Origin of the sequence: Rugamonas rivuli (assembly GCF_009380165.1) — a bacterium.
Taxonomy (GTDB): domain Bacteria; phylum Pseudomonadota; class Gammaproteobacteria; order Burkholderiales; family Burkholderiaceae_D; genus Rugamonas; species Rugamonas rivuli.
In genome coordinates this window covers 658214-676758 of record NZ_WHUF01000003.1, presented here as the reverse complement: position 1 = coordinate 676758, position 18545 = coordinate 658214, and the positions used below count along the sequence as shown (strand labels likewise).

The window sequence follows — 18545 nt, the reverse complement described above, 5'->3', positions numbered from 1 at the left end:
CCGGCTTATGCCGGCTTATTTGCCGGTGAGAGGATTGAACCACAGCTCGCCGCGCGCCAGCGGCGTCTGTGGCGTCAGCTTGGGATTGGCGAGGTTGATGACGCGGCGCTTGTGCATGGCCGTGTTCTTGATCAAGTCACCCTTGTAGCGCTGGAACAGCGTATTCAGCGTACCGTCCTTGATCATCATCTCCATGCCGGTCTCGATGCGCTTTGCCAGCAGCTTGCCCTCGGCATCGCGGCGCACAAAGAAGTAGCGCGGCAGCGGATAGTGCAGCAGCAGCGTTTGTTCCACCGCCATCTGCGGATGGGCATCGTGGCGTTCCTGGAATTCGCGCATCGCCTCGTCGGCCGAGCGTGAGTAGAAATCGAAGCGCTCCGCCTCCAGCATGGCGAACAGACCATCGTAGCTGCTGCCTTCCACCACCGGCACACCCGCGCGCTGGAAGATGGGGATGTCGGCCCAGCCCTGGCCCAGGCCCGCGCGCAGGCGGCGCAGGTCGGCGACGTTCCTGATGCCGGCGAAGCGCTGCTGGTCCGCGCCGCGTATCAGCAGCAGCCGGTAGCCAAGCAGGCCACGGTCCACCGGCAGGCGCACCGGCAGGAACTGGCGCTCCAGCTCCGGCGTAGTGGCCCGCACGAAGATATTGATGCGTCCCGATGGCGACGACATCTCCTGCACCACGCGTGGCGGCGACATCGCCACCGTGGACTGGTGCTGTTCGAATACGCCGTACTGCGGCGTGGTCTTTTCCAGCGCGGTGCGCAGCACGGCCCAATCGTAGTCGTAACGACTATCGATGCCATCGCTGGTGAGCGGGTAGGTGAGCTGGGTGGCCGCCCGTCCGGGCGCCGCAACCAGGCAGGATGCCAGTAGCAATGCCTGCCACGCCCCCCGCAATCCATAACCCCTGTTCCGCATCATGCTGCCTGTAGCCTCTGAAACGGCTAGTGTGCCATGCCCTATGGCGCGACACCAAATTTTTTCGGCGCGGTGGCATAACAACGGATCGTTCCGCCTCGTCCCTGTCCAATTGACTTTGGCGCATCAACATGACTATGCTAGAGGCGCAGTTACAAAAGCTGCAATGCCGGCCCAGCCCCCGCCGCCCCGTTAGGTTGTTTACCTGTTCAATAACGCAGTCGGAGGTGTCGAAATATGAAGCATGCATTTTGCATAAGCGTAGCAAGCGCGCTGGCCTTTGCAGCCGCCGCACCAGCAGGGGCGCAGACATCCGCCGAACCGGCGCCCGCAGCGTCGCCGTTCACCGCCAACGTCACGTTGGCATCGCAATATATCTCGCGCGGATTCCGCCAGACCTGGGGCAAGCCCGCATTACAGGGCGGCTTCGATTATGCAGGACCGAACGGCTTCTCCGCCGGTACCTGGCTGTCCAACGTCAGCAACCGGTTCGTCGAAAACGGCTCGCTGGAATGGGACTTGTATGGCGCCTACACCGGCGCTGCCGGCGATGTAGGCTACAGCGCAGGCTTCTACTACTACAAATATCCGGGCGCCGAAATCCACGCCACCCACACTACCTACGACTACGGCGAGCTGGCGTTAGGGCTGACCTATAAATTCGCCTACGCCAAATACAACTACACGTTTACCAAAGAGTTCTTCGGCATCGAGAACGCGCGCGGCACGGGTTATCTGGACCTGGGCGCCAACGTCGAACTGGGTGACGGTTACACGCTTAACCTGCACTTCGGCCATGGCCGCGTGGCCAACAACAGCGCGTGGAGCTGGCGCGATTACAAGGCCGGCGTCACCAAGGTACTGGCGCCTGGATGGGCGGTATCGGCGGCATACACCAAGGCGCACGGCAAGACCAACGCCTACGATAACTACACGCTGGGCATACCCAATTCCGCAGGCGTGATCGAGACATCGAATCCGGCCGACGGCACGCTGGTACTGGCGCTGACCCGAACCTTCTGACTTTTCCTCACAGGCCTCACATGAGCATAGCTTTCTCAACCAAGTCCCCGTCGCCGTCGCGATTCGGCATCTCACTTTCCCTGAACGGCAAGATCTGCGCGGCAGCCACTGCGCTGGTGGTGCTCAGCCTTGCGGTGACGGCCACCGTGATCGGCATCCGCAGCAGCGCGAGCGCGGAGGCGGCGGCGATGAACCTGGCCCGCACCTCGGCGCGCGAAGTGGCGGGCACGCTGCAGGCTCGTATCGCCAGCAACCTGTCGGCGGTGATCAACCTGGCCGGTGCGATGCGTGGCACGCGCGGCGCCAATCAGGCATTGGCCCGCGACCAGATCAACGAGATGGTCAAGGCCACGCTGCTCGGATCGGAAGACCTGATCGGCGCCGCCGTCACCTGGGAGCCGAATGCGCTGGACAACAAGGATGCGGACTTCGCCGGCAAGCTGCCGTTGTACGATGCGACGGGCCGGTTCATGCCGTACTGGACGCGCGGCAGCGGCGGCGGCACGCACGTCGAACCGATCGTGTTCGACAGCGCCCCCGGCGCCAACGACTGGTACGACATCCCCAAACGCAGCGGCAAGGTGTTCTTCACCGAACCATACATCTATCCGGTGGACGGCAAGCCGACGCTGATGGCGTCGCTGGTGGCGCCGATTATGATCGAAGGTAAATTCCAAGGTACGGCCAGCGCCGACTTCATGGTGACGCGCCTGACCAAGATCCTCAACGAATTGAAGGTGATCGACGGCGCCAAGCTTAGTCTGATCTCCAACGGCGGCCTGTATGCCAGCACGCCCGTCGCTGAAAAGCTGGGCAAGAAAGCCGACGACGTGCCGGCCGCCGGCCTCGATCGCGTGCGCCAGGGGCAGGCCTATGAATACGAAGATGCCCAGGGTCTGGTGCATCTGTTGCAGCCGCTGTTCATCCACGCCGAGACGGGGCCCTGGTCGGTGCAGCTGACCTTCCCGAAAAGCGTGGCGCTGGCGCCTGCGCGCGAGCTGCTGTTGTACACGCTGATCGTCTCGCTGGTGTGCGCGGTGGCGACTGCCTTTGTGCTGATCGCCGTGGTGTTCCGTTTGACCGCGCCTTTGCGCACGCTGGGCGAGCGCATGACGGCGCTGTCCAGCGGCGACGCGGACCTGAGCGTCAAGCTGGAAGTGAACGGCAACGACGAGCTGGCGGTGATCGGCAACGGCTTCAATCAATTCGTCGGCAATATCCACGATGTGCTGGTGCAGGTGAGCTCCAGCGCGGAGAACGTGGCGCGCGGCAGCGCCGAAATCTCGCACGGGAACACCGACCTGTCCGCGCGCACCGAGCAGCAGGCCAGCGCGCTGGAGGAAACCGCCGCGTCGGTCGAGGAGTTGACCAGCACCGTCAAGGAGAATGCGGAGAACGCGCGCCAGGCCAACCAGCTGGCGGGATCGGCGTCGGAGGTGGCGCAGCGCAGTGGTGCGGTGGTGTCGCAGGTGGTGGCGACGATGGCGTCGATTAACGACTCGTCGAGCAAAATCGTGGACATCATCAGCGTGATCGACGGTATCGCATTCCAGACCAATATCCTGGCGTTGAATGCTGCCGTGGAGGCGGCACGTGCAGGTGAGCAGGGGCGTGGCTTTGCAGTGGTGGCTTCCGAGGTGCGCAACCTGGCGCAGCGCAGCGCGGCGGCGGCCAAGGAGATCAAGGCGCTGATCGACGATTCGGTCAGCAAGGTGGCCGATGGCAGCAGGCTGGTGGACGAAGCGGGCAGCACGATGGATGAAGTGGTGTCCAGCGTGCGCCGCGTGACCGCGATCATGAGCGAGATCACCGTTGCGACGGCGGAGCAGAGCGAAGGCATCTCGCAGGTCAACCAGGCCATCGTGCAGATGGACGGCGTGACGCAGCAGAATGCGGCGCTGGTGGAGGAGGCTGCGGCTGCGGCGGAGAGCCTGCAGGAACAGGCGGCTCATCTGGCGCAGGCGGTCAGCGTGTTCAAGCTGGATCGCGGAGCGGCGGCACCGGCCGCATTGGCGGCGCCCGTACGCAAAGCGCCTGCTGTGGCGCCGCGCGTTGCAGCGCCGGTTGCAAAGGTGGCGGCTCCCGCACCTGCGCCCAAGCGCGCCGCCATCGCCAAGCCCAAGGCGTCCGCCAAGGCCGATAGCGAGTGGGAAGAGTTTTGAGCGACCGTATGAGAAAAAGCATCGCCGTTCTAGCGCTGGTCGTGGCGATGGCCCCTGCCATCGAAGCGTCCGCGCAGACGCCGGCGATCGAGAACGCCTTCGCTCCCGATGCGGGAGGGGAGGCCTTGGTTCTGAAGGTGATCGACGCGGCGACTTCGAAAATCAGGCTGGCCGCCTACTCCTTCAATTCACAGCACGTGGTGCAGGCGCTGCTCAACGCGAAGAAGCGCGGCGTGGACATCAAGGTGATGGTGGATGCGCGGCGCAATCAACGGCCGGCCAGCATTGCGGCGTTGCGCCCCTTGGTCAACGCAGGCATCCCGACGCGAACGGTTGCGGTGTACGCCATGCATCACGACAAATACATCGTCGTCGACGACCGCACCGTGCAGAATGGCAGCTTCAATTACAGCAAGGACGCCGCCACCTCGAACAGCGAAAACGTGCTGGTGGTGTGGGACAACCCGCAACTGGCGAAGTCCTTCCTGGATCACTGGGAAGACCGTTGGGCCAAAGGCGTCGATTACAAGTAGGCCTTACTGCGCCTGTATCACTTCGATGCCCAGTTTGCGATAGGGCGCCAGCAGCTGCTTAGGCACGTCCGCACTGACCACGATCGCGCCGATGCGCTCCAGCGGCGCGATCTGGAACGGCGATGCCGTGTCGAGTTTTTCCGGCGACGCCAGCACCACCGTTTTCACGGAAGCCGCCGCGATGGCGCGCTTGATCCCTGCCTCATCGTGGTCGCCGGTGCTGATGCCGTGCAGCGGGTGCAGGCTGCACACACCCATGAAAAAGATATCGGTGCGGATCTGCGCAATCGCCTCCAGCGCGGACGGCCCCATCGCCACGATGGAGTGCTTGAACAGCCGGCCGCCGATCAAAATCACTTCGATCAAAGGATGCTCGGCCAGCTCCACCGCCACGCTCGGGCTGTGCGTGACGACGGTGCAGCGCAACTCGGGCGGCAGCGCGCGCGCCAGCTGGACGGCGGTGGTGCCGCCGTCGATGAACACCACTTGTCCCGCTTCGATCATGGCCGCCGCGGCGCGCGCGATGGCGGGCTTGGCGTCGCTGGAGAGCTGCTGGCGCTGGGCGAAGTTACCCATCGCCGGCGAGGCGGGCAAGTCCAGCGGCAGCGCGCCACCGTGCACGCGTTGCAGCAGCCCTTCTGCGGCCAGCTCGCGCAGGTCGCGGCGGATGGTGTCCTCGGACAGGCCCAGCTCCTCGCTGAGGGATTTGGCGACGATCTGGCCATCCTGTTTCAGGCGGGCGATCAGCAGTTCTTTGCGTTGACGTGTCAGCATATGCGTGAATTTTCTTGATGTTGCACGATATTGCATGATATCGTAAAAAAACGCAACCTTGATCAAGGAGATCGACATGCCCGAAGACCGCATCCGCATCCACAAAGTGGAAACCCTGTCCGACGACTGGTTCCTGCTGCAAAAGACCACCTTCGACTACCGCCGCAACGACGGCAGCTGGCAGCGCCAGACGCGCGAGACCTACGACCGGGGACACGGCGCCACCATCCTGCTGTACAACCGCGAACGGCGCACGGTGGTGCTGGTGCGGCAGTTCCGTTTTCCGACCTATGGCGGCGGGCATGACGGCTTCCTGATCGAAGCCGCGGCCGGCTTGCTGGACCGCGCCAGCCCGGAGGACCGCATCAAGGCCGAGGTGGAAGAGGAAACCGGCTACCGCGTGGGCGAGGTGCGCAAGGTGTTCGAGGCTTTCATGAGTCCCGGCTCGGTGACGGAGCGCCTGTATTTTTTCGTGGCTGAATACGACCCGGCCTCGCGCATTGGCGACGGCGGCGGCATCGAGGAGGAGGGCGAGGACATCGAAGTGCTGGAGCTGGCGATGGACGAGGCCATGCAGATGATGGCCGACGGCCGCATCGCCGACGGCAAGACCATCATGCTGCTGCAATACGCCGCGCTGCACCTGCTGTAAAGTAGCGGCATGAAACGATACATTTTATTGGCGCTGCTGGCGGCTGGCCAAGCCGCGGCGGCGGGCGATGCCAAGGTGGGGGCGGTGCTGTTCAAGCGCTGCGCTTCCTGCCATCAGGTCGGGCCTTACGCGCAGGGCGGTTTCGGGCCGCAGCTGAATGGCATCATCGGCCGCCGTGCGGCGTCCACCAAGGACTACAAGTACTCGGAAGCGATGAAGAAGTCGGGACTGGTGTGGGATGAGAAAACACTGGCCGCATATCTGCGCGCGCCGCACGACGTGGTGCCGGGGACGAGCATGCGTTTCTGGGGGATCAAGGATGAACAGCAGGTCGCCGACCTGCTGTCCTTTATGCGGACGCTGAAGTGATCAGCGCAGCAGATTAACGAGACTTGACGAACGGCGTGCCGAGCGCTTTCGGCGCCACCGACTTGGCCATCAGGCCCGCCAGCACGATCACCGTCACCACGTAAGGCACCATCTGGATCAGCGAGCCTGGCAGGCGGCCGACCAGCGGCAGGTCCACGCCTTCGATCTGGATCTGCACCGCGCCGAAGAAGCCGAACATCAGGCAGCCGAGGAAGGTGTAGACCGGACGCCAGTTTCCGAACACCATCGCCGTCAGCGCCAGATAACCGGCACCGGCCGACATGTCGCGCAGGAAGAAGCCGCTCTGCACGATCGCCAGGTAGGCGCCCGAGAACGAGCACAGGATGCCTGCGATGAGCATCGCCATGTAGCGCTGGCGTTCGACGCTGACACCGGCCGCATCGGCCGCATGCGGGTTCTCGCCGCAGGCGCGCAGGCGCAGGCCGAAGCGCGTGTGGTACAGCACCCAGTGCACCAGCGGCACCAGCGCGAACGCCAGGTACACCAGCACCGAATGGCCGCCGATCAGGTGCGCGTACAGCCAGCCGATGAACGGTATGCCCTCAACGGCGGCGCTGCCCGGCAGCACCACGTCGAACAAGCGCGCCTGGCCCAGGTCCGGCGTGCGGCCGCCCTGCTGGAAGAAGAACTGCGCGACCACGAAGGTCAGGCCGCTCATGGCGATGTTGATGGCGATGCCGGCCACCAGCTGGTTGCCGCGCTGCGTGATCGCGACGTAGGCTTGCAGCGTCGCCAGCAGCACCGATACCAGCATGCCCGCAGCCACGCCGTACCAGGGGTTTTGCGTAGCGAAGGCCACGGCCGCCGACACGAAGGCCGAAGCGAGGATCTTGCCTTCGAGGCCGATGTCGATCACGCCCGAACGTTCGGCGAACAGGCCGGCCATGCCGGCGAAAATCAGCACCGGCGCATTGCGCACGGTGGACACCAGGATGCTGCCGATTTGGAGGTCTTCAAAAGTCATGACAGTCTCACTTTTTCCGTTTGATCAGGGCGGCAATGGCGGGGGCGTAGAAGTTTTCCATCGCGCCGCAGAACAGGATGATCAAGCCCTGGATGAAGATGAAGGTCTCAGGCGGGATGTTCTGCTTTTCCAGCGACAGGTCGAAACCGCCCTGTATCAGCGCACCGAACAGCACGGCCGACAGGAAGATACCCACCGGATGCTGGCGGCCCATCAGCGCAATCGCGATGCCGACGAAGCCCGCGCCGCCGACGAAGTTCAGCGACAGGTAGTGGGTCGAACCCATGATGGAGTTGACCGAACCCAGGCCGGCCAGTGCACCGGAGATCAGCATGACGGTGATGATCATCTTGCTGATGCGGACGCCCGCGTAGTGCGCCGCATGCTTGTTCAAGCCGGTGGCGCGCAGCTTGAAGCCCCACGAGGAACGCGACACCATCACGCCGTAAATCACCAGCGCGATAATCGCCAGGAAGAAGCTGATGTTCAGCGGCGTCTCGCCCAGCACCGGGAACCACTGGTTCAGGCGCGGCATCTCTGCGGCAGCGCTGAAGGCGCGGCTGGCGGGATTCTGCTCGCCGGCCGGCACCAGGTACTTGACGATCACGGTGTTCATCAAGGCACCGGCGATGTAGTTGAACATGATGGTGGTGACCACCACGTGGCTGCCGCGTTTCGCTTGCAGGTAGCCGGGCAGGAAGGCCCACAGCGCGCCAAACAAGGCCGCGCCCAGCATGCCGATCGGGATCAGCACCCACATCGGCAGCGAGCTGTCGAAGGTCAGCATGGCCAGCGTCAGGCCCAGGCCCGCGAAGTACATCTGGCCTTCGGCGCCGATGTTGAACAAGCCGGCCTGCATGGCGATCGAAACCGCCAGGCCGGTGAAGATGAAGGTCGAGGCGTAGAACAGCGTGTAGCTCAAGCCTTCCGGATTGACGACGGCACTGTTGATCAGGATGCCCATCGATTCGATCGGGCTTTCGCCCAGCAGGTAGATCACCAGCGCGGCCACCAGCAGGGCCGACAACAGGTTCAGGATGGGCATTACAAACGCGGTTGCCCAGCGTGGCAGGTCGTGGTTATTCATGATTTGTGCATCCCGCCCATCAGCAAGCCGATACGGGTAGTGTCGAATTCTTCAATTTTCAGTTCGCCGGTGATGCGGCCGCCGCACATGACCAGAATACGGTCAGCCAGCGCGCGCACTTCTTCCAGCTCCACGGACACCAGCAGGATCGCCACGCCGGAGTCGCGCAAGGCGAGCAGCTGCGTGTGGATGCTTTCGATGGTGCCGATGTCGACGCCGCGCGTCGGCTGGCCGACCAGCATCAGCTTGGGCTGCGCCAGTACTTCGCGGGCGATCACCACCTTTTGCTGGTTGCCGCCGGAGAGCAGGCCGATACGCAGGTCATGGTTGTTGGGGCGGACGTCGAAGTTCTTCATCAGCTCCGCGCAGCGCGCGGCGATGGCCTTGAAGTCGAACAGGCCCCAGCGGTTTTTCAGCTTGTCCTGGTAGCCGAGGATGGTGTTGTGCATGACCGAGAAGGCCTTCACCACGCCATCGCGCAGGCGGTCTTCCGGGATGTGGGCGATGCCCAGTTCGCGGAAGGTGCGCGGCAGGCCGTCGGCGTCGGCGCGGCCCTGATATGGCAGCGCCTTGCCCAGGAAGTCCAGCTTGCCGGAAGTCGGCAGGCGCATGCCCGACAGGATTTCCATCAACTCGCTCTGGCCGTTGCCGGATACGCCGGCAATCGCGACGATCTCGCCGGCGCGCAGCGTGAAGCCGATATCGGCCAGCAGCTTGACCTGCTGGTCGTCCACCAGTTGCAGGTTCTCGATCTGCATCACCGGTGCGCCCGGGTTGTAGGGCTTGCGCGGCAGGTTGTTCTCGATCGGACGGCCGACCATCATATTGGCCAGGTCTTCCTTGGTGGTGCCGGCGGTCGCCACGGCGCCGATCACGCGGCCACCGCGCATCACGGTGACGGTGTCGGTGATGTCGAGGATCTCTTGCAGCTTGTGCGTGATCAGGATGATGGTCTTGCCCTGTTCCTTGAACAGGCGCAGGATCTCGAACAGCGACTCGGTTTCCTGCGCGGTCAGCACGGCGGTCGGCTCGTCCAGGATCAGGATGTTGGCGCTGCGGTAGATCTGCTTGAGGATCTCCACGCGCTGCTGCGCGCCCACCGACAGGTCGTGGATGGTGGCCAGCGGATCGACGTCGAGCCGGTAGCGGGTGCAGATCTCGCGCAGCTGCGCCTCGACGGCGGCGCGCTTGGACTTCAGCTGGAAGCCGCCTTCGCTGCCCAGCATCACGTTGTCGAGCACCGTCATGTTCTCGACCAGCATGAAGTGCTGGTGCACCATGCCGATGCCCAGCGTGATCGCTTCCTGGCTGTTGCGGATGTTGCGCGCCTGGCCATCGAGCAGGATTTCCCCGCCGTCGGCGCGGTAGTATCCGTACAGGATGCTCATCAGGGTCGATTTGCCGGCGCCGTTCTCGCCCACCAGTCCATGGATGGAACCCTTGGCGATGGTGAAGTTGACGTCCGTGTTCGCTTTCACAGCTCCGAAATGCTTGGAGATGCCGCGAAATTCTACTGCTGGCTGCATAGGATCGTTTTCGGTACGGTTAAGTAAAATGTTAAACGCGCCGCACGGGGGAATAACCCCGGCGGCGCGCTCAATGTTCAAACAGGTATCAGGCCGGGCAGGCAGCGCCCGAACGGATGTCGATAACTTTCACTTTGCCGTCGATGATGTCCTTGCGGGCACCAATGACGCGCTTCTCGATTTCCGGGGTGATCAGCTTGCGGTTGTTCTCGTCCAGCGCCCAATCCACGCCGTCTTCCTTCAGGCCCTTGGCGGTGACGCCGGCCTTCCAGGTGCCGTTCTTCATCTGCATGAAGGAGTCGTAGACGGCGTTGTCGACGCGCTTGACCATGGAGGTCAGGATGCTGCCCGGGTACAGGCTGTTCTGGTTGGAGTCCACGCCGATCGCCAGCTTGCCTTTTTCCTTGGCGGTTTGCAGCGTGCCCAGGCCGGAACCGCCGGCGACGGCAAACACCACGTCGACGCCGCGATCGAACTGCGAACGCGCCAGTTCACCGCCCTTGGCAGGGTTGTTCCACGAATCGGAAGTGGTGCCGACCATGTTCGAGCTTACTTCAACCTTAGCGCTGACCGCCTTGGCGCCCTGGGCATAGCCGCAGGCGAAGGTGCGGATCAGCGGGATGTCGACGCCGCCGATGAAGCCCAGCTTCTTGGACTTGGAGGCCATGGCCGCAGCCACGCCCACCAGGTAGGAGCCTTCTTCTTCCTTGAAGGTGATGGAGTTGACGTTGGCGCCTTGCGCCACGCCGTCGATCAGCACGAAGCGGACTTTCGGGAATTCCTTGGCGACCTTCTGCACGGCTGCCTGCTGGGCGAAGCCGATGGAGGCGATCAGGTCCAGGTTTTTGCGGGCGAGGCCGCGCAGTACCTGTTCAGCCTGGGTATCGCTGGAGGCTTGCACCTCGATGAAATTGATGTTGGTTTCCTTCTTGAAGCGCGAGGCGCCTTCAAAAGCGGACTGGTTGAACGACTTGTCGAACTTGCCGCCTGCGTCATACACGATACCCAGTTTTGGGTCAGCCGCGGACGCGCTGGCAGCGATAAACAGTGCTGCAACCGTCAAACTAAGTTGTGAAAGTTTCATGAATAGGCTCCTGGAAGATCGATATTGTATATTTTTATTGGACGAAACATGTAATTTGGCGCCGCTTTATCGCGGCAAACCCCTGATTTTTAGAGGTTTGCCTCGGGGATTTACTCTACCAGCGCCAGGAGTTTGTCGAAAGCTTGTTCAAATTGCAGCAAGCCGGCGGCCAGCAATTGCTGTCCCACCGTTTCCAGATCGATGCCGTGGCGGGCCAGTTGCGCCATCGTGGTCCGTTCCGCCTCGATGTCGGCGTCCAGCGTGCGGGCCGCTTCGCCGTGGTCGCGGAAGGCGTCCAGCGTGGCGTCCGGCACGGTGTTGATGGTGTCCGGCCCGATCAAGCCTTCGACGTAGCGCACGTCGCGCTGGTCCGGATGCTTGGTGGCGGTGCTGGCCCACAGCAGCCATTGCGGCGTGGCGCCGAAGGCGGCGAACACGGCGAAACCGCCATCGTTCTTCCACTCGTGGTAGGCGATGCGGGCGGCGGCCATGGCGGCGCGGCCGCGCAGGGCGACGGCGCTGCCGTCGGCCGAGTTTTCCAGCAGGGCGTCGACGGCGACGTCGATGCGGCTGATGAAGACGCTGGCGACGCTGGCGATGCGCTGCACCGAGGAGGTGTCCTGCAGGCGGCGGGCCAGGCCGCGGCGGTGGGCGGCGCGCACGGCCTGGATCTGGCTGGCGGTGAAGATCAGCGTCATGTTGACGTTGATGCCGGCGTAGATCACTTCCTCCAGCGCGGCGATGCCGGCCGGCGTGGCCGGTATCTTGATCATGGCGTTGGGACGGCCGATGGCGGCCCACAGGCGCTTGGCGGCGGCGATGGTGCCGCCGATGTCCTGGCTCAGGCGCGGCGACACTTCAAAGCTGACGAAGCCGGCGCGGCCGTCGGATTCGCGGTACAGCGGCGCGAACAGGTCGCAGGCGCGCTGCACGTCCGGCAGCACCAGCGCCTCGAAGCGCGCTTCCGGCGTCGCCAGTCCGGTGCGCAGCTGGGGCAGGGCGGCCTGGTAGGCGGGGTCGTTCTGGATGGCTTGATAGAAAATCGCCGGGTTCGAGGTCAGGCCCTGGATGCCGTCGGCGGCGATCAGCGCCGCCAGCTGGCCGGAGGCGAGCAGGTTGCGGCTCAGATTGTCGAGCCAGATTTGTTGTCCCAGGTCGCCGACCGCGCGCAGGCGGCTGTGTTCGAGCATGTTATTCATCTACATCTACCGTTCCAAGAATGTGACGCGGCGGCCGGGGCCTGGCGTCATGTCGCACTGCCGCAACAGTTAAGGCCGAATTTAATATTTTTGTGCTGTTGCTTTTTTGTCCGTTTGGAAAAATTTCCTGCTTGTTGGATAAATCACTTTCCGCATGTTCAGGGCCTGCCAGGGCATCCGGCGGCTCCTATGGAATCAAGTGTTTTCCTGTCAGCACAGCGTCTTTCCCCCGCTGGACGGCTTGTTTTCGAGGCCGTCCACTACTATGCATCAGCGCCGATATGTACGACAAATTCGATTTTATTTACTTATTTATATAAAATTGATATGAATCGAATCACTCAAAAAGTGAGTTTGTGTCATTTTTTTCCATGCTAGCATGGTTGGTAATTTGCATAACCTTATGCGAAACAACGTAGTTTCGATACATTTTTACCAATAAAAAACAACGACATCGTCCGCCGCCGGACACCATGGCCGGCAGCGAGGGCGAGATTTTTGGATTGATATTTCAACCTTGCCTACACAATAGGGAGCAGGACTCATGAGCAAAAAAAGTAGTGGTTACGCAGTGCGATCGCTGATCGCGCTGGCAGTTGCAAGCGCATTCCCCCTGCACGCAGCGATGGCTGCCGAAGCGGCGGCCGCAGCAACGGGCCAGTCGGCAGCCGATGCCCCGGATACCGCCACCAAAGGCCAACTGGAAACCGTGATCGTGACCGCGCAACGCCGCGCGGAAAACATCAAGGACGTCCCGATGTCGATCGCCACGCTGAAAGGCGACAAGCTCGACGTACTGACCTCGGGCGCCGCCGACATCCGTTTCCTGGCCGGCCGCTCGCCGTCCGTCAACGTCGAATCGGACTATGGCCGTACCTTCCCGCGCTTCTACATTCGCGGCCTGGGCAATACCGACTTCGACCTCAATGCTTCGCAGCCGGTCGGCCTGGTGATGGATGACATCGTCCAGGAAAACGCCATGCTCAAGGGCTTCCCGGTGTTCGATGTGGACCAGGTTGAGGTACTGCGCGGCCCGCAGGGCACGCTGTTCGGCCGCAACTCGCCGGCCGGCGTGATCAAGTTCGACTCGGCCAAGCCGGTCTTCAAGCAGGAAGGCTATCTGAGCCTGGGCCTGGGCAACTACTCGGCCAAGACCGCCGAAGGCATGTTCAACATCCCGGTCAACGACATGGTCGCGCTGCGCTTCTCCGGCACCAGCCAGCACCGCGGCGACCGCGTGCACAACACCAATCCGACCCCGAACAAGGGCACGCAGGACTTCGAAGGCTACGGTGACAACGCCTTCCGCCTGCAAGCGCTGGTTAAGCCGAACAAGGATTTCAGCGCGCTGTTCAACTACCATGAGCGCGACTACCATGGCAGCGCCACGCTGTTCCGCGCCAACATCATCAAGAAGGGCACCAACGACCTGGTCGACGGCTTCGACTACGGTTCCTACGCATCGGACGGCGTCAACTACCAGAAGCTGACCACCAAGGGCGGCAACATCCGCCTGAAGTACAACCTGGACGACATCACGCTGCACTCGATCACCGGCTACGAAACGCTGAAGTTCAACAGCCGCGCCGACGTCGATGGCGGCTACGGTTGCAACGTGGGCGACTGCCAGGTGCTGCCGGCCGGTCCGGGCAGTATTCCATTCCCGGTCGAAACCGCCGACTTGCTGCCTAACCACAAGCAGTTCTCGCAAGAGTTCCGCGCCGAGTCGAACTACAAGGGTCCGCTGCAGTGGATCGGCGGCCTGTTCTTCTTCGACGAGAACATCCAGATCGATTCGATCAGCTTCAACTCCTTCGCGCCGAACAATCCGCAGAACAGCGCCTATGCGCAGCAGTTCCAGAGCGCCAAGTCGTGGGCGGCATTCGGCTCGCTGAACTACACCGTCAGCGACAAGCTGAAGGTACGCGGCGGCCTGCGCTACACCAACGACAAGAAGGAATTCTCGGCTGTCCGCTACGAACCGCCTCTGATGTCCGGCCCGTTCGTGATCGAGAACACTTCGCACAACATCAGCTGGGATCTGAGCGGCACCTATGAACTCGACAAGAGCACCAACCTGTTCGCCCGCGTGGCAACCGGCTACCGCGCGCCGTCGATGCAGGGCCGCCTGAACGGCCTGGGCGACAAGCCATCGTTCGCCAGCGCAGAAAAAGCGGTGTCGTATGAAGCCGGTATCAAGCAAGACCTGTTCGACAAGCGCGCCCGCCTGAGCGCGGCACTGTTCCAGTACCGCGTCAAGGACAAGCAGCTGACCGCAGGCAGCGGCTCGATCAATATGAACCAGCTGATCAACGCCGAGAAAGTAACCGGCCAGGGTGTTGAAGTGGACTTCCAGGCCAATCTGAGCGACGAGTTCAGCATGACCCTGGGCGGCAGCTACAACGACACCAAGATCAAGGATCCTAATCTGTTCGTGCAGTACTGCGGCAACTACGGCAACAATCCGACCCACCTGAGCGGTTGCACCCCGACCAATGCGGCAGGTCCGTTTGCCGGCACGTCCAAGATCGACGGCAACCCGCTGCCACGCGCACCGAAGACCCAGCTGAACTTTACGCTGAAGTACAGCAAGGAAATCGGCAACGGCGAGTTCTATGCCTTCACCGACTGGACCTACCGCACCAGCTACAACTTCTTCCTGTACGAGGCTCCTGAGTACAAGGCCAAGCCTCTGGCGGAAGGCGGCGTACGCGCAGGCTACAAGTGGGGCAACGGCAAGTATGAAGCAGCGCTGTTCGGCCGCAACATCACCGACAAGCGCGTCATCCTCGGCGCCATCGACTTCGACAACCTGACCGGTATGTTGAACGAGCCTCGCACCTGGGGCGGCACCTTCAAGGTCAACTTCTAATCTGACCTCACTCTGAAAATCCCCGCGCGCCGCAAGGTGTGCGGGGATTTTTCCATCAGGAGCATTTTGTGCAGCATACCGTCGTTAATCTATGGCCGCTGCTAGGCGTGGCCGTCATCATACTTGGCTTTGCCCTGCGCGCGCATCCGGTGCTGGTGGTGATCGCCGCCTGCGCCGTCACCGGCATCGCCGCCGCCATGCCGGTCGAGAAGCTGCTGGCCACCCTGGGCGCGGCCTTCCTCAAGACCCGCAGCCTGCCGCTGATCCTGCTGCTGCCGCTGGCGGCCATCGGCCTGCTGGAGCGCTTCGGCCTGAAGGAGCATGCGCAGGCGTCTATCGCCCGCATCAAGTCCGCCACCACCGGCCGCCTGTTGATCGTCTACCTGGCGATCCGCGAGATCAGCGCCGCCTTCGGCCTGACCAGCATCGGCGGCCATCCGAACATGGTGCGTCCGCTGATCGCGCCGATGGCGGAGGGCGCGGCCGAAGTGCGCTACCCGGCGCTGACCGACGAACTGCGCCACCGCATCCGCGCCATGTCCGCCGCCACCGACAACGTCGGCCTGTTCTTCGGCGAGGACGTGTTCGTGGCCTTCGGCGCCATCCTGCTGATGCAGACCATCCTGCGCGCCGAGGGGCTGGAAGTCGATCCGCTGCACATGGCGCTGTGGGGCATACCGACAGCGGTGACGGCCTTCCTGATCCACTCCTGGCGCCTGCACCGGCTGGACGCGCAGATCGCCCGCGCCATGCTGGCGGTGAAGGAACCGGCATGATACTCAAGCTCGAATACTTCTTTTATGTGCTGGGCGCGATGCTGCTGCTGGTCGCCTGCATGTCGCTGGCCGACCGGCACAATCCCAAGCGCTGGACCAGCGGCTTGTTCTGGGCCTTGTACGCGCTGATCTACCTGGCCGGCGATCAATTGTCCCCGGTGGCGGCGGGCGTGCTGATGGTGGTGATGGCGCTGATCGCCGGCTTCGGCGGCGTGGCGCTGGGCCGCCACGGCGACCGCACGCAGGAAGAGCGCAAGAGCAGCGCGCAGCGGCTCGGCCATCGCCTGCTGATACCGGCGCTGATCATCCCCATCACGACGGTGATTGGTTCGACCCTGTTCAAGGACGTGCACCTGGGCGGCCTGCTGCTGCTCGATCCGAAGAACGCCACGCTGGTCAGCCTGGGTTGCGGCTCGCTGTTCGCGGTGGCCACCGCCTGCTGGCTGACGCGCTCCACGCCGCTGCAGGCGATGCGCGAGTCGCGCCGCCTGATCGACCACCTGGGCTGGGCGGTGGTGCTGCCGCACATGCTGGCGGTGCTTGGCCTGCTGTTCACCGAGGCCGGCATGGGCAAGGCGGTGGCGCACGTGGTCACGTCCTACATCAACCTGGACGTGCGGCTGGTGGCGGTGGCGGTGTACTGCATCGGCATGGCGCTGTTCACCATCATCATGGGCAACGGCTTCGCGGCCTTCCCGGTGATCGCGGGCGGGGTCGGCATCCCGGTGCTGGTCGGCGTTTATCACGCCAATCCGGCGGTGATGGCGGCGATCGGCATGTTCAGCGCCTACTGCGGCACGCTGATGACGCCCATGGCCGCGAACTTCAACATCGTGCCCGCCGCGCTGCTGGAGCTGCCCGACAAGAATGCCGTCGTGAAGATCCAAGTGGGCACCGCATTACCGCTATTGCTTGCTAATATAGCACTTCTTTATTTTCTAATGAACATGTGACCTGCATGTGACTTGGAGTAGAGTAGCGCACAAACAGCGCAGCAATCGGAGTCCAGTAGATGAAAAAGATAATATTGTTGACGGGGTTCGAACCGTTTAACAAGGAGACCATCAACCCCTCGTGGGAAGCGGTGCGCACCCTTCAGGGCTGGCACGAAGGCGACTTCGTGGTCCATGCTCGCCAGCTGCCGTGCGTGTTCGGCCAGGCCAGCAAGGTGATGCACCAGGCGGTGGAGGAGCTCCAGCCCAGCATCGTGATCGCGGTCGGGCAGGCGGGCGGCCGTGTCGATCTGTCGGTGGAACGCATCGCCATCAACATCGACGACGCGCCCATCGCCGACAACCAGAAGCGCCAGATCGTCGACCAGCCTATCGTCACCAGCGGCCCGGCGGCTTACTTCGCCACGCTGCCGATCAAGGCCATCGTGCATGCGCTGCGCGAAGCGGGGCTGCCGTCTTCGGTGTCGCAGACGGCGGGGACTTATGTGTGCAATCACGTGTTCTATAGCCTGATGCATCAGGCGCACGAATGGGGCACGACCATGCGCGCCGGTTTCATACACATACCGTACCTGCCGCAGCAGGCGGCCGCGCATCCGGGTTCGGCCAGCATGAAGCTGGAGGACATGGTCGAAGGCCTGCGCATCGCCATCCGCACCACGCTGGCCCACGATGTGGACATGCGCGAAGCGGGCGGGGTCACGCACTAAACTCCGGGCTTTACCGGGTTGAGGATATTCAGGAAAGCCCGCACCACCGGCGCGTCGTCCAGCGTGGTGTAGGTGATGTACAGATTCGCCGACGGCGGATTGGTACGAATCGGCAGGAACACGACGCCCGGCCAGCCGATGCGGCTGGTGGTTTCCGGCAGCAGCGCCACACCCAGCCCCGCACCCACCATCGCCAGCAGCGTCTGCGGCTCGGACGCTTCCTGGAAGATCGTCGGCTGGAAGCCGGCCTTCACACAGCATTGAATCAGATAGCGTGGGAAGGACGACTTGTCCAAGGCCAGCGTCAGCATCGGCTCGTCGGCGATGTCGGTCAGCTCGATCGCTTCTTCCTTGGCCAGCGGGTGGTGCTCGTTGATGGCCACGCACACGTCCTCGCGGAAGCACAGTTCCTGGCGCAGGTTGTCGTTTTTCAGGTCATCCTCGTCCAGCTTGGGCTCGCGCCAGAAGCCCACGTCGATCTGCTTGGCGCGCAGCGCGTCGTACTGCAGCGTCGGACCCAGTTCGTGCAGGGTCCAGCTCACGCGCGGGAACTTGGTCTGGAACTCTTCCAGCAAGCTCGGTATCGGTCCCCACATCGCCGAGCCGACGATGCCCACCCGCAGCCGGCCCACTTCGCCGCGGTCGATCTGGCGGATGGTGTCGATGGTCATGCGCATCTTGCCCAGCAGGTCGGCCGCTTCGCTCATCAGCGCCTTGCCCGCCACCGTCAGCTCGAAGGTGCGGGTGGTGCGGGCGAACAGCTTGACGCCCAGTTCACTCTCCAGCTTCATGATCTGCTGGCTCAAAGGCGGCTGCGAAATGTGCAGGCGCTCGGCGGCGCGGCTGAAACTCTTTTCTTCTGCGACGGCGAGGAAGTACTTTAGTTGTTTCAGATCGATGGACATGGCGTTCTTTGAGC

17 protein-coding genes are annotated in these 18545 nt (G+C 63.0%); 9 read left to right on the top strand and 8 right to left on the bottom strand.

Annotation, left to right across the window (positions count from 1 at the left end):
* Window positions 1-15 precede the first annotated feature (15 nt).
* Window positions 16-924 carry an ABC transporter substrate-binding protein gene (locus tag GEV01_RS13385; protein ID WP_152805000.1) on the bottom strand — a complete coding sequence of 303 codons (909 nt, stop codon included), beginning with the start codon at window positions 922-924 and terminating at the stop codon, window positions 16-18.
* A 234-nt stretch (window positions 925-1158) separates the two neighbouring features.
* Between GEV01_RS13385 and GEV01_RS13380 the strand changes: the two genes are divergently transcribed.
* The 3 genes from GEV01_RS13380 to GEV01_RS13370 are packed head-to-tail and all read left to right on the top strand — an operon-like array spanning window position 1159 to window position 4639.
* Window positions 1159-1944, top strand: coding sequence for a TorF family putative porin (locus tag GEV01_RS13380; protein WP_152804998.1), 786 nt, complete (start codon window positions 1159-1161; stop codon window positions 1942-1944).
* 20 nt (window positions 1945-1964) lie between these two features.
* Window positions 1965-4106 (top strand): methyl-accepting chemotaxis protein, encoded by a 2142-nt coding sequence (locus GEV01_RS13375; protein ID WP_152804997.1) that lies wholly within the window; start codon window positions 1965-1967, stop codon window positions 4104-4106.
* Window positions 4107-4114: 8 nt separating this feature from the next.
* Complete coding sequence (locus tag GEV01_RS13370; RefSeq protein ID WP_175023042.1) at window positions 4115-4639, top strand: phospholipase D family nuclease; 525 nt, start codon at window positions 4115-4117, stop codon at window positions 4637-4639.
* 3 nt (window positions 4640-4642) lie between these two features.
* On the opposite strand, the gene GEV01_RS13365 is transcribed toward GEV01_RS13370, so the two are convergent.
* Window positions 4643-5413, bottom strand: coding sequence for a DeoR/GlpR family DNA-binding transcription regulator (locus GEV01_RS13365; protein WP_152804994.1), 771 nt, complete (start codon window positions 5411-5413; stop codon window positions 4643-4645).
* A 76-nt stretch (window positions 5414-5489) separates the two neighbouring features.
* Between GEV01_RS13365 and GEV01_RS13360 the strand changes: the two genes are divergently transcribed.
* Both GEV01_RS13360 and GEV01_RS13355 read left to right on the top strand, forming a co-directional pair.
* The gene (locus tag GEV01_RS13360) at window positions 5490-6065 is read left to right on the top strand and encodes an NUDIX domain-containing protein (RefSeq protein ID WP_152804993.1); all 576 of its coding nucleotides are present in this window, start codon (window positions 5490-5492) and stop codon (window positions 6063-6065) included.
* A gap of 9 nt (window positions 6066-6074) precedes the next feature.
* The gene (locus GEV01_RS13355) at window positions 6075-6434 is read left to right on the top strand and encodes a c-type cytochrome (protein WP_152804992.1); all 360 of its coding nucleotides are present in this window, start codon (window positions 6075-6077) and stop codon (window positions 6432-6434) included.
* Window positions 6435-6447: 13 nt separating this feature from the next.
* Here GEV01_RS13355 and GEV01_RS13350 read toward each other — a convergent pair whose 3' ends face one another.
* The 5 genes from GEV01_RS13350 to tal all read right to left on the bottom strand — a co-directional run bounded on the left by GEV01_RS13350 (window position 6448) and on the right by tal (window position 12315).
* Entirely contained in the window at window positions 6448-7419 is a 972-nt protein-coding gene (locus tag GEV01_RS13350) for an ABC transporter permease (RefSeq protein WP_008445507.1), read from the bottom strand.
* Window positions 7420-7426: 7 nt separating this feature from the next.
* The gene (locus GEV01_RS13345) at window positions 7427-8506 is read right to left on the bottom strand and encodes an ABC transporter permease (RefSeq protein ID WP_152804991.1); all 1080 of its coding nucleotides are present in this window, start codon (window positions 8504-8506) and stop codon (window positions 7427-7429) included.
* Entirely contained in the window at window positions 8503-10032 is a 1530-nt protein-coding gene (locus GEV01_RS13340; protein ID WP_152804990.1) for an ABC transporter ATP-binding protein, read from the bottom strand. The genes GEV01_RS13345 and GEV01_RS13340 overlap by 4 nt, the downstream gene beginning before the upstream one ends.
* 88 nt (window positions 10033-10120) lie before the next feature.
* On the bottom strand, window positions 10121-11116 hold the full coding sequence (locus GEV01_RS13335) for a BMP family lipoprotein (RefSeq protein WP_152804988.1): 996 nt from the start codon (window positions 11114-11116) through the stop codon (window positions 10121-10123).
* A gap of 110 nt (window positions 11117-11226) precedes the next feature.
* On the bottom strand, window positions 11227-12315 hold the full coding sequence (tal, locus tag GEV01_RS13330; RefSeq protein ID WP_152804986.1) for a transaldolase: 1089 nt from the start codon (window positions 12313-12315) through the stop codon (window positions 11227-11229).
* Window positions 12316-12859: 544 nt separating this feature from the next.
* On the opposite strand from tal, the gene GEV01_RS13325 reads away from it, so the two are divergent.
* The 4 genes from GEV01_RS13325 to pcp all read left to right on the top strand — a co-directional run bounded on the left by GEV01_RS13325 (window position 12860) and on the right by pcp (window position 17626).
* The gene (locus tag GEV01_RS13325) at window positions 12860-15187 is read left to right on the top strand and encodes a TonB-dependent receptor (RefSeq protein WP_152804985.1); all 2328 of its coding nucleotides are present in this window, start codon (window positions 12860-12862) and stop codon (window positions 15185-15187) included.
* A 68-nt stretch (window positions 15188-15255) separates the two neighbouring features.
* On the top strand, window positions 15256-15963 hold the full coding sequence (locus GEV01_RS13320; protein WP_328595512.1) for a DUF969 domain-containing protein: 708 nt from the start codon (window positions 15256-15258) through the stop codon (window positions 15961-15963).
* A complete protein-coding gene (locus tag GEV01_RS13315) occupies window positions 15960-16916 on the top strand; it encodes a DUF979 domain-containing protein (protein ID WP_152804983.1) in 957 nt (318 codons plus the stop codon). The genes GEV01_RS13320 and GEV01_RS13315 overlap by 4 nt, the downstream gene beginning before the upstream one ends.
* A 59-nt stretch (window positions 16917-16975) precedes the next feature.
* Window positions 16976-17626, top strand: a complete 651-nt coding sequence (pcp, locus tag GEV01_RS13310) for a pyroglutamyl-peptidase I (RefSeq protein ID WP_152804981.1) — start codon at window positions 16976-16978, stop codon at window positions 17624-17626.
* On the opposite strand, the gene GEV01_RS13305 is transcribed toward pcp, so the two are convergent.
* Window positions 17623-18531, bottom strand: a complete 909-nt coding sequence (locus GEV01_RS13305) for a LysR family transcriptional regulator (protein WP_008445529.1) — start codon at window positions 18529-18531, stop codon at window positions 17623-17625. The two genes, pcp and GEV01_RS13305, sit on opposite strands and share 4 nt — an antisense overlap.
* Window positions 18532-18545 lie beyond the last annotated feature (14 nt).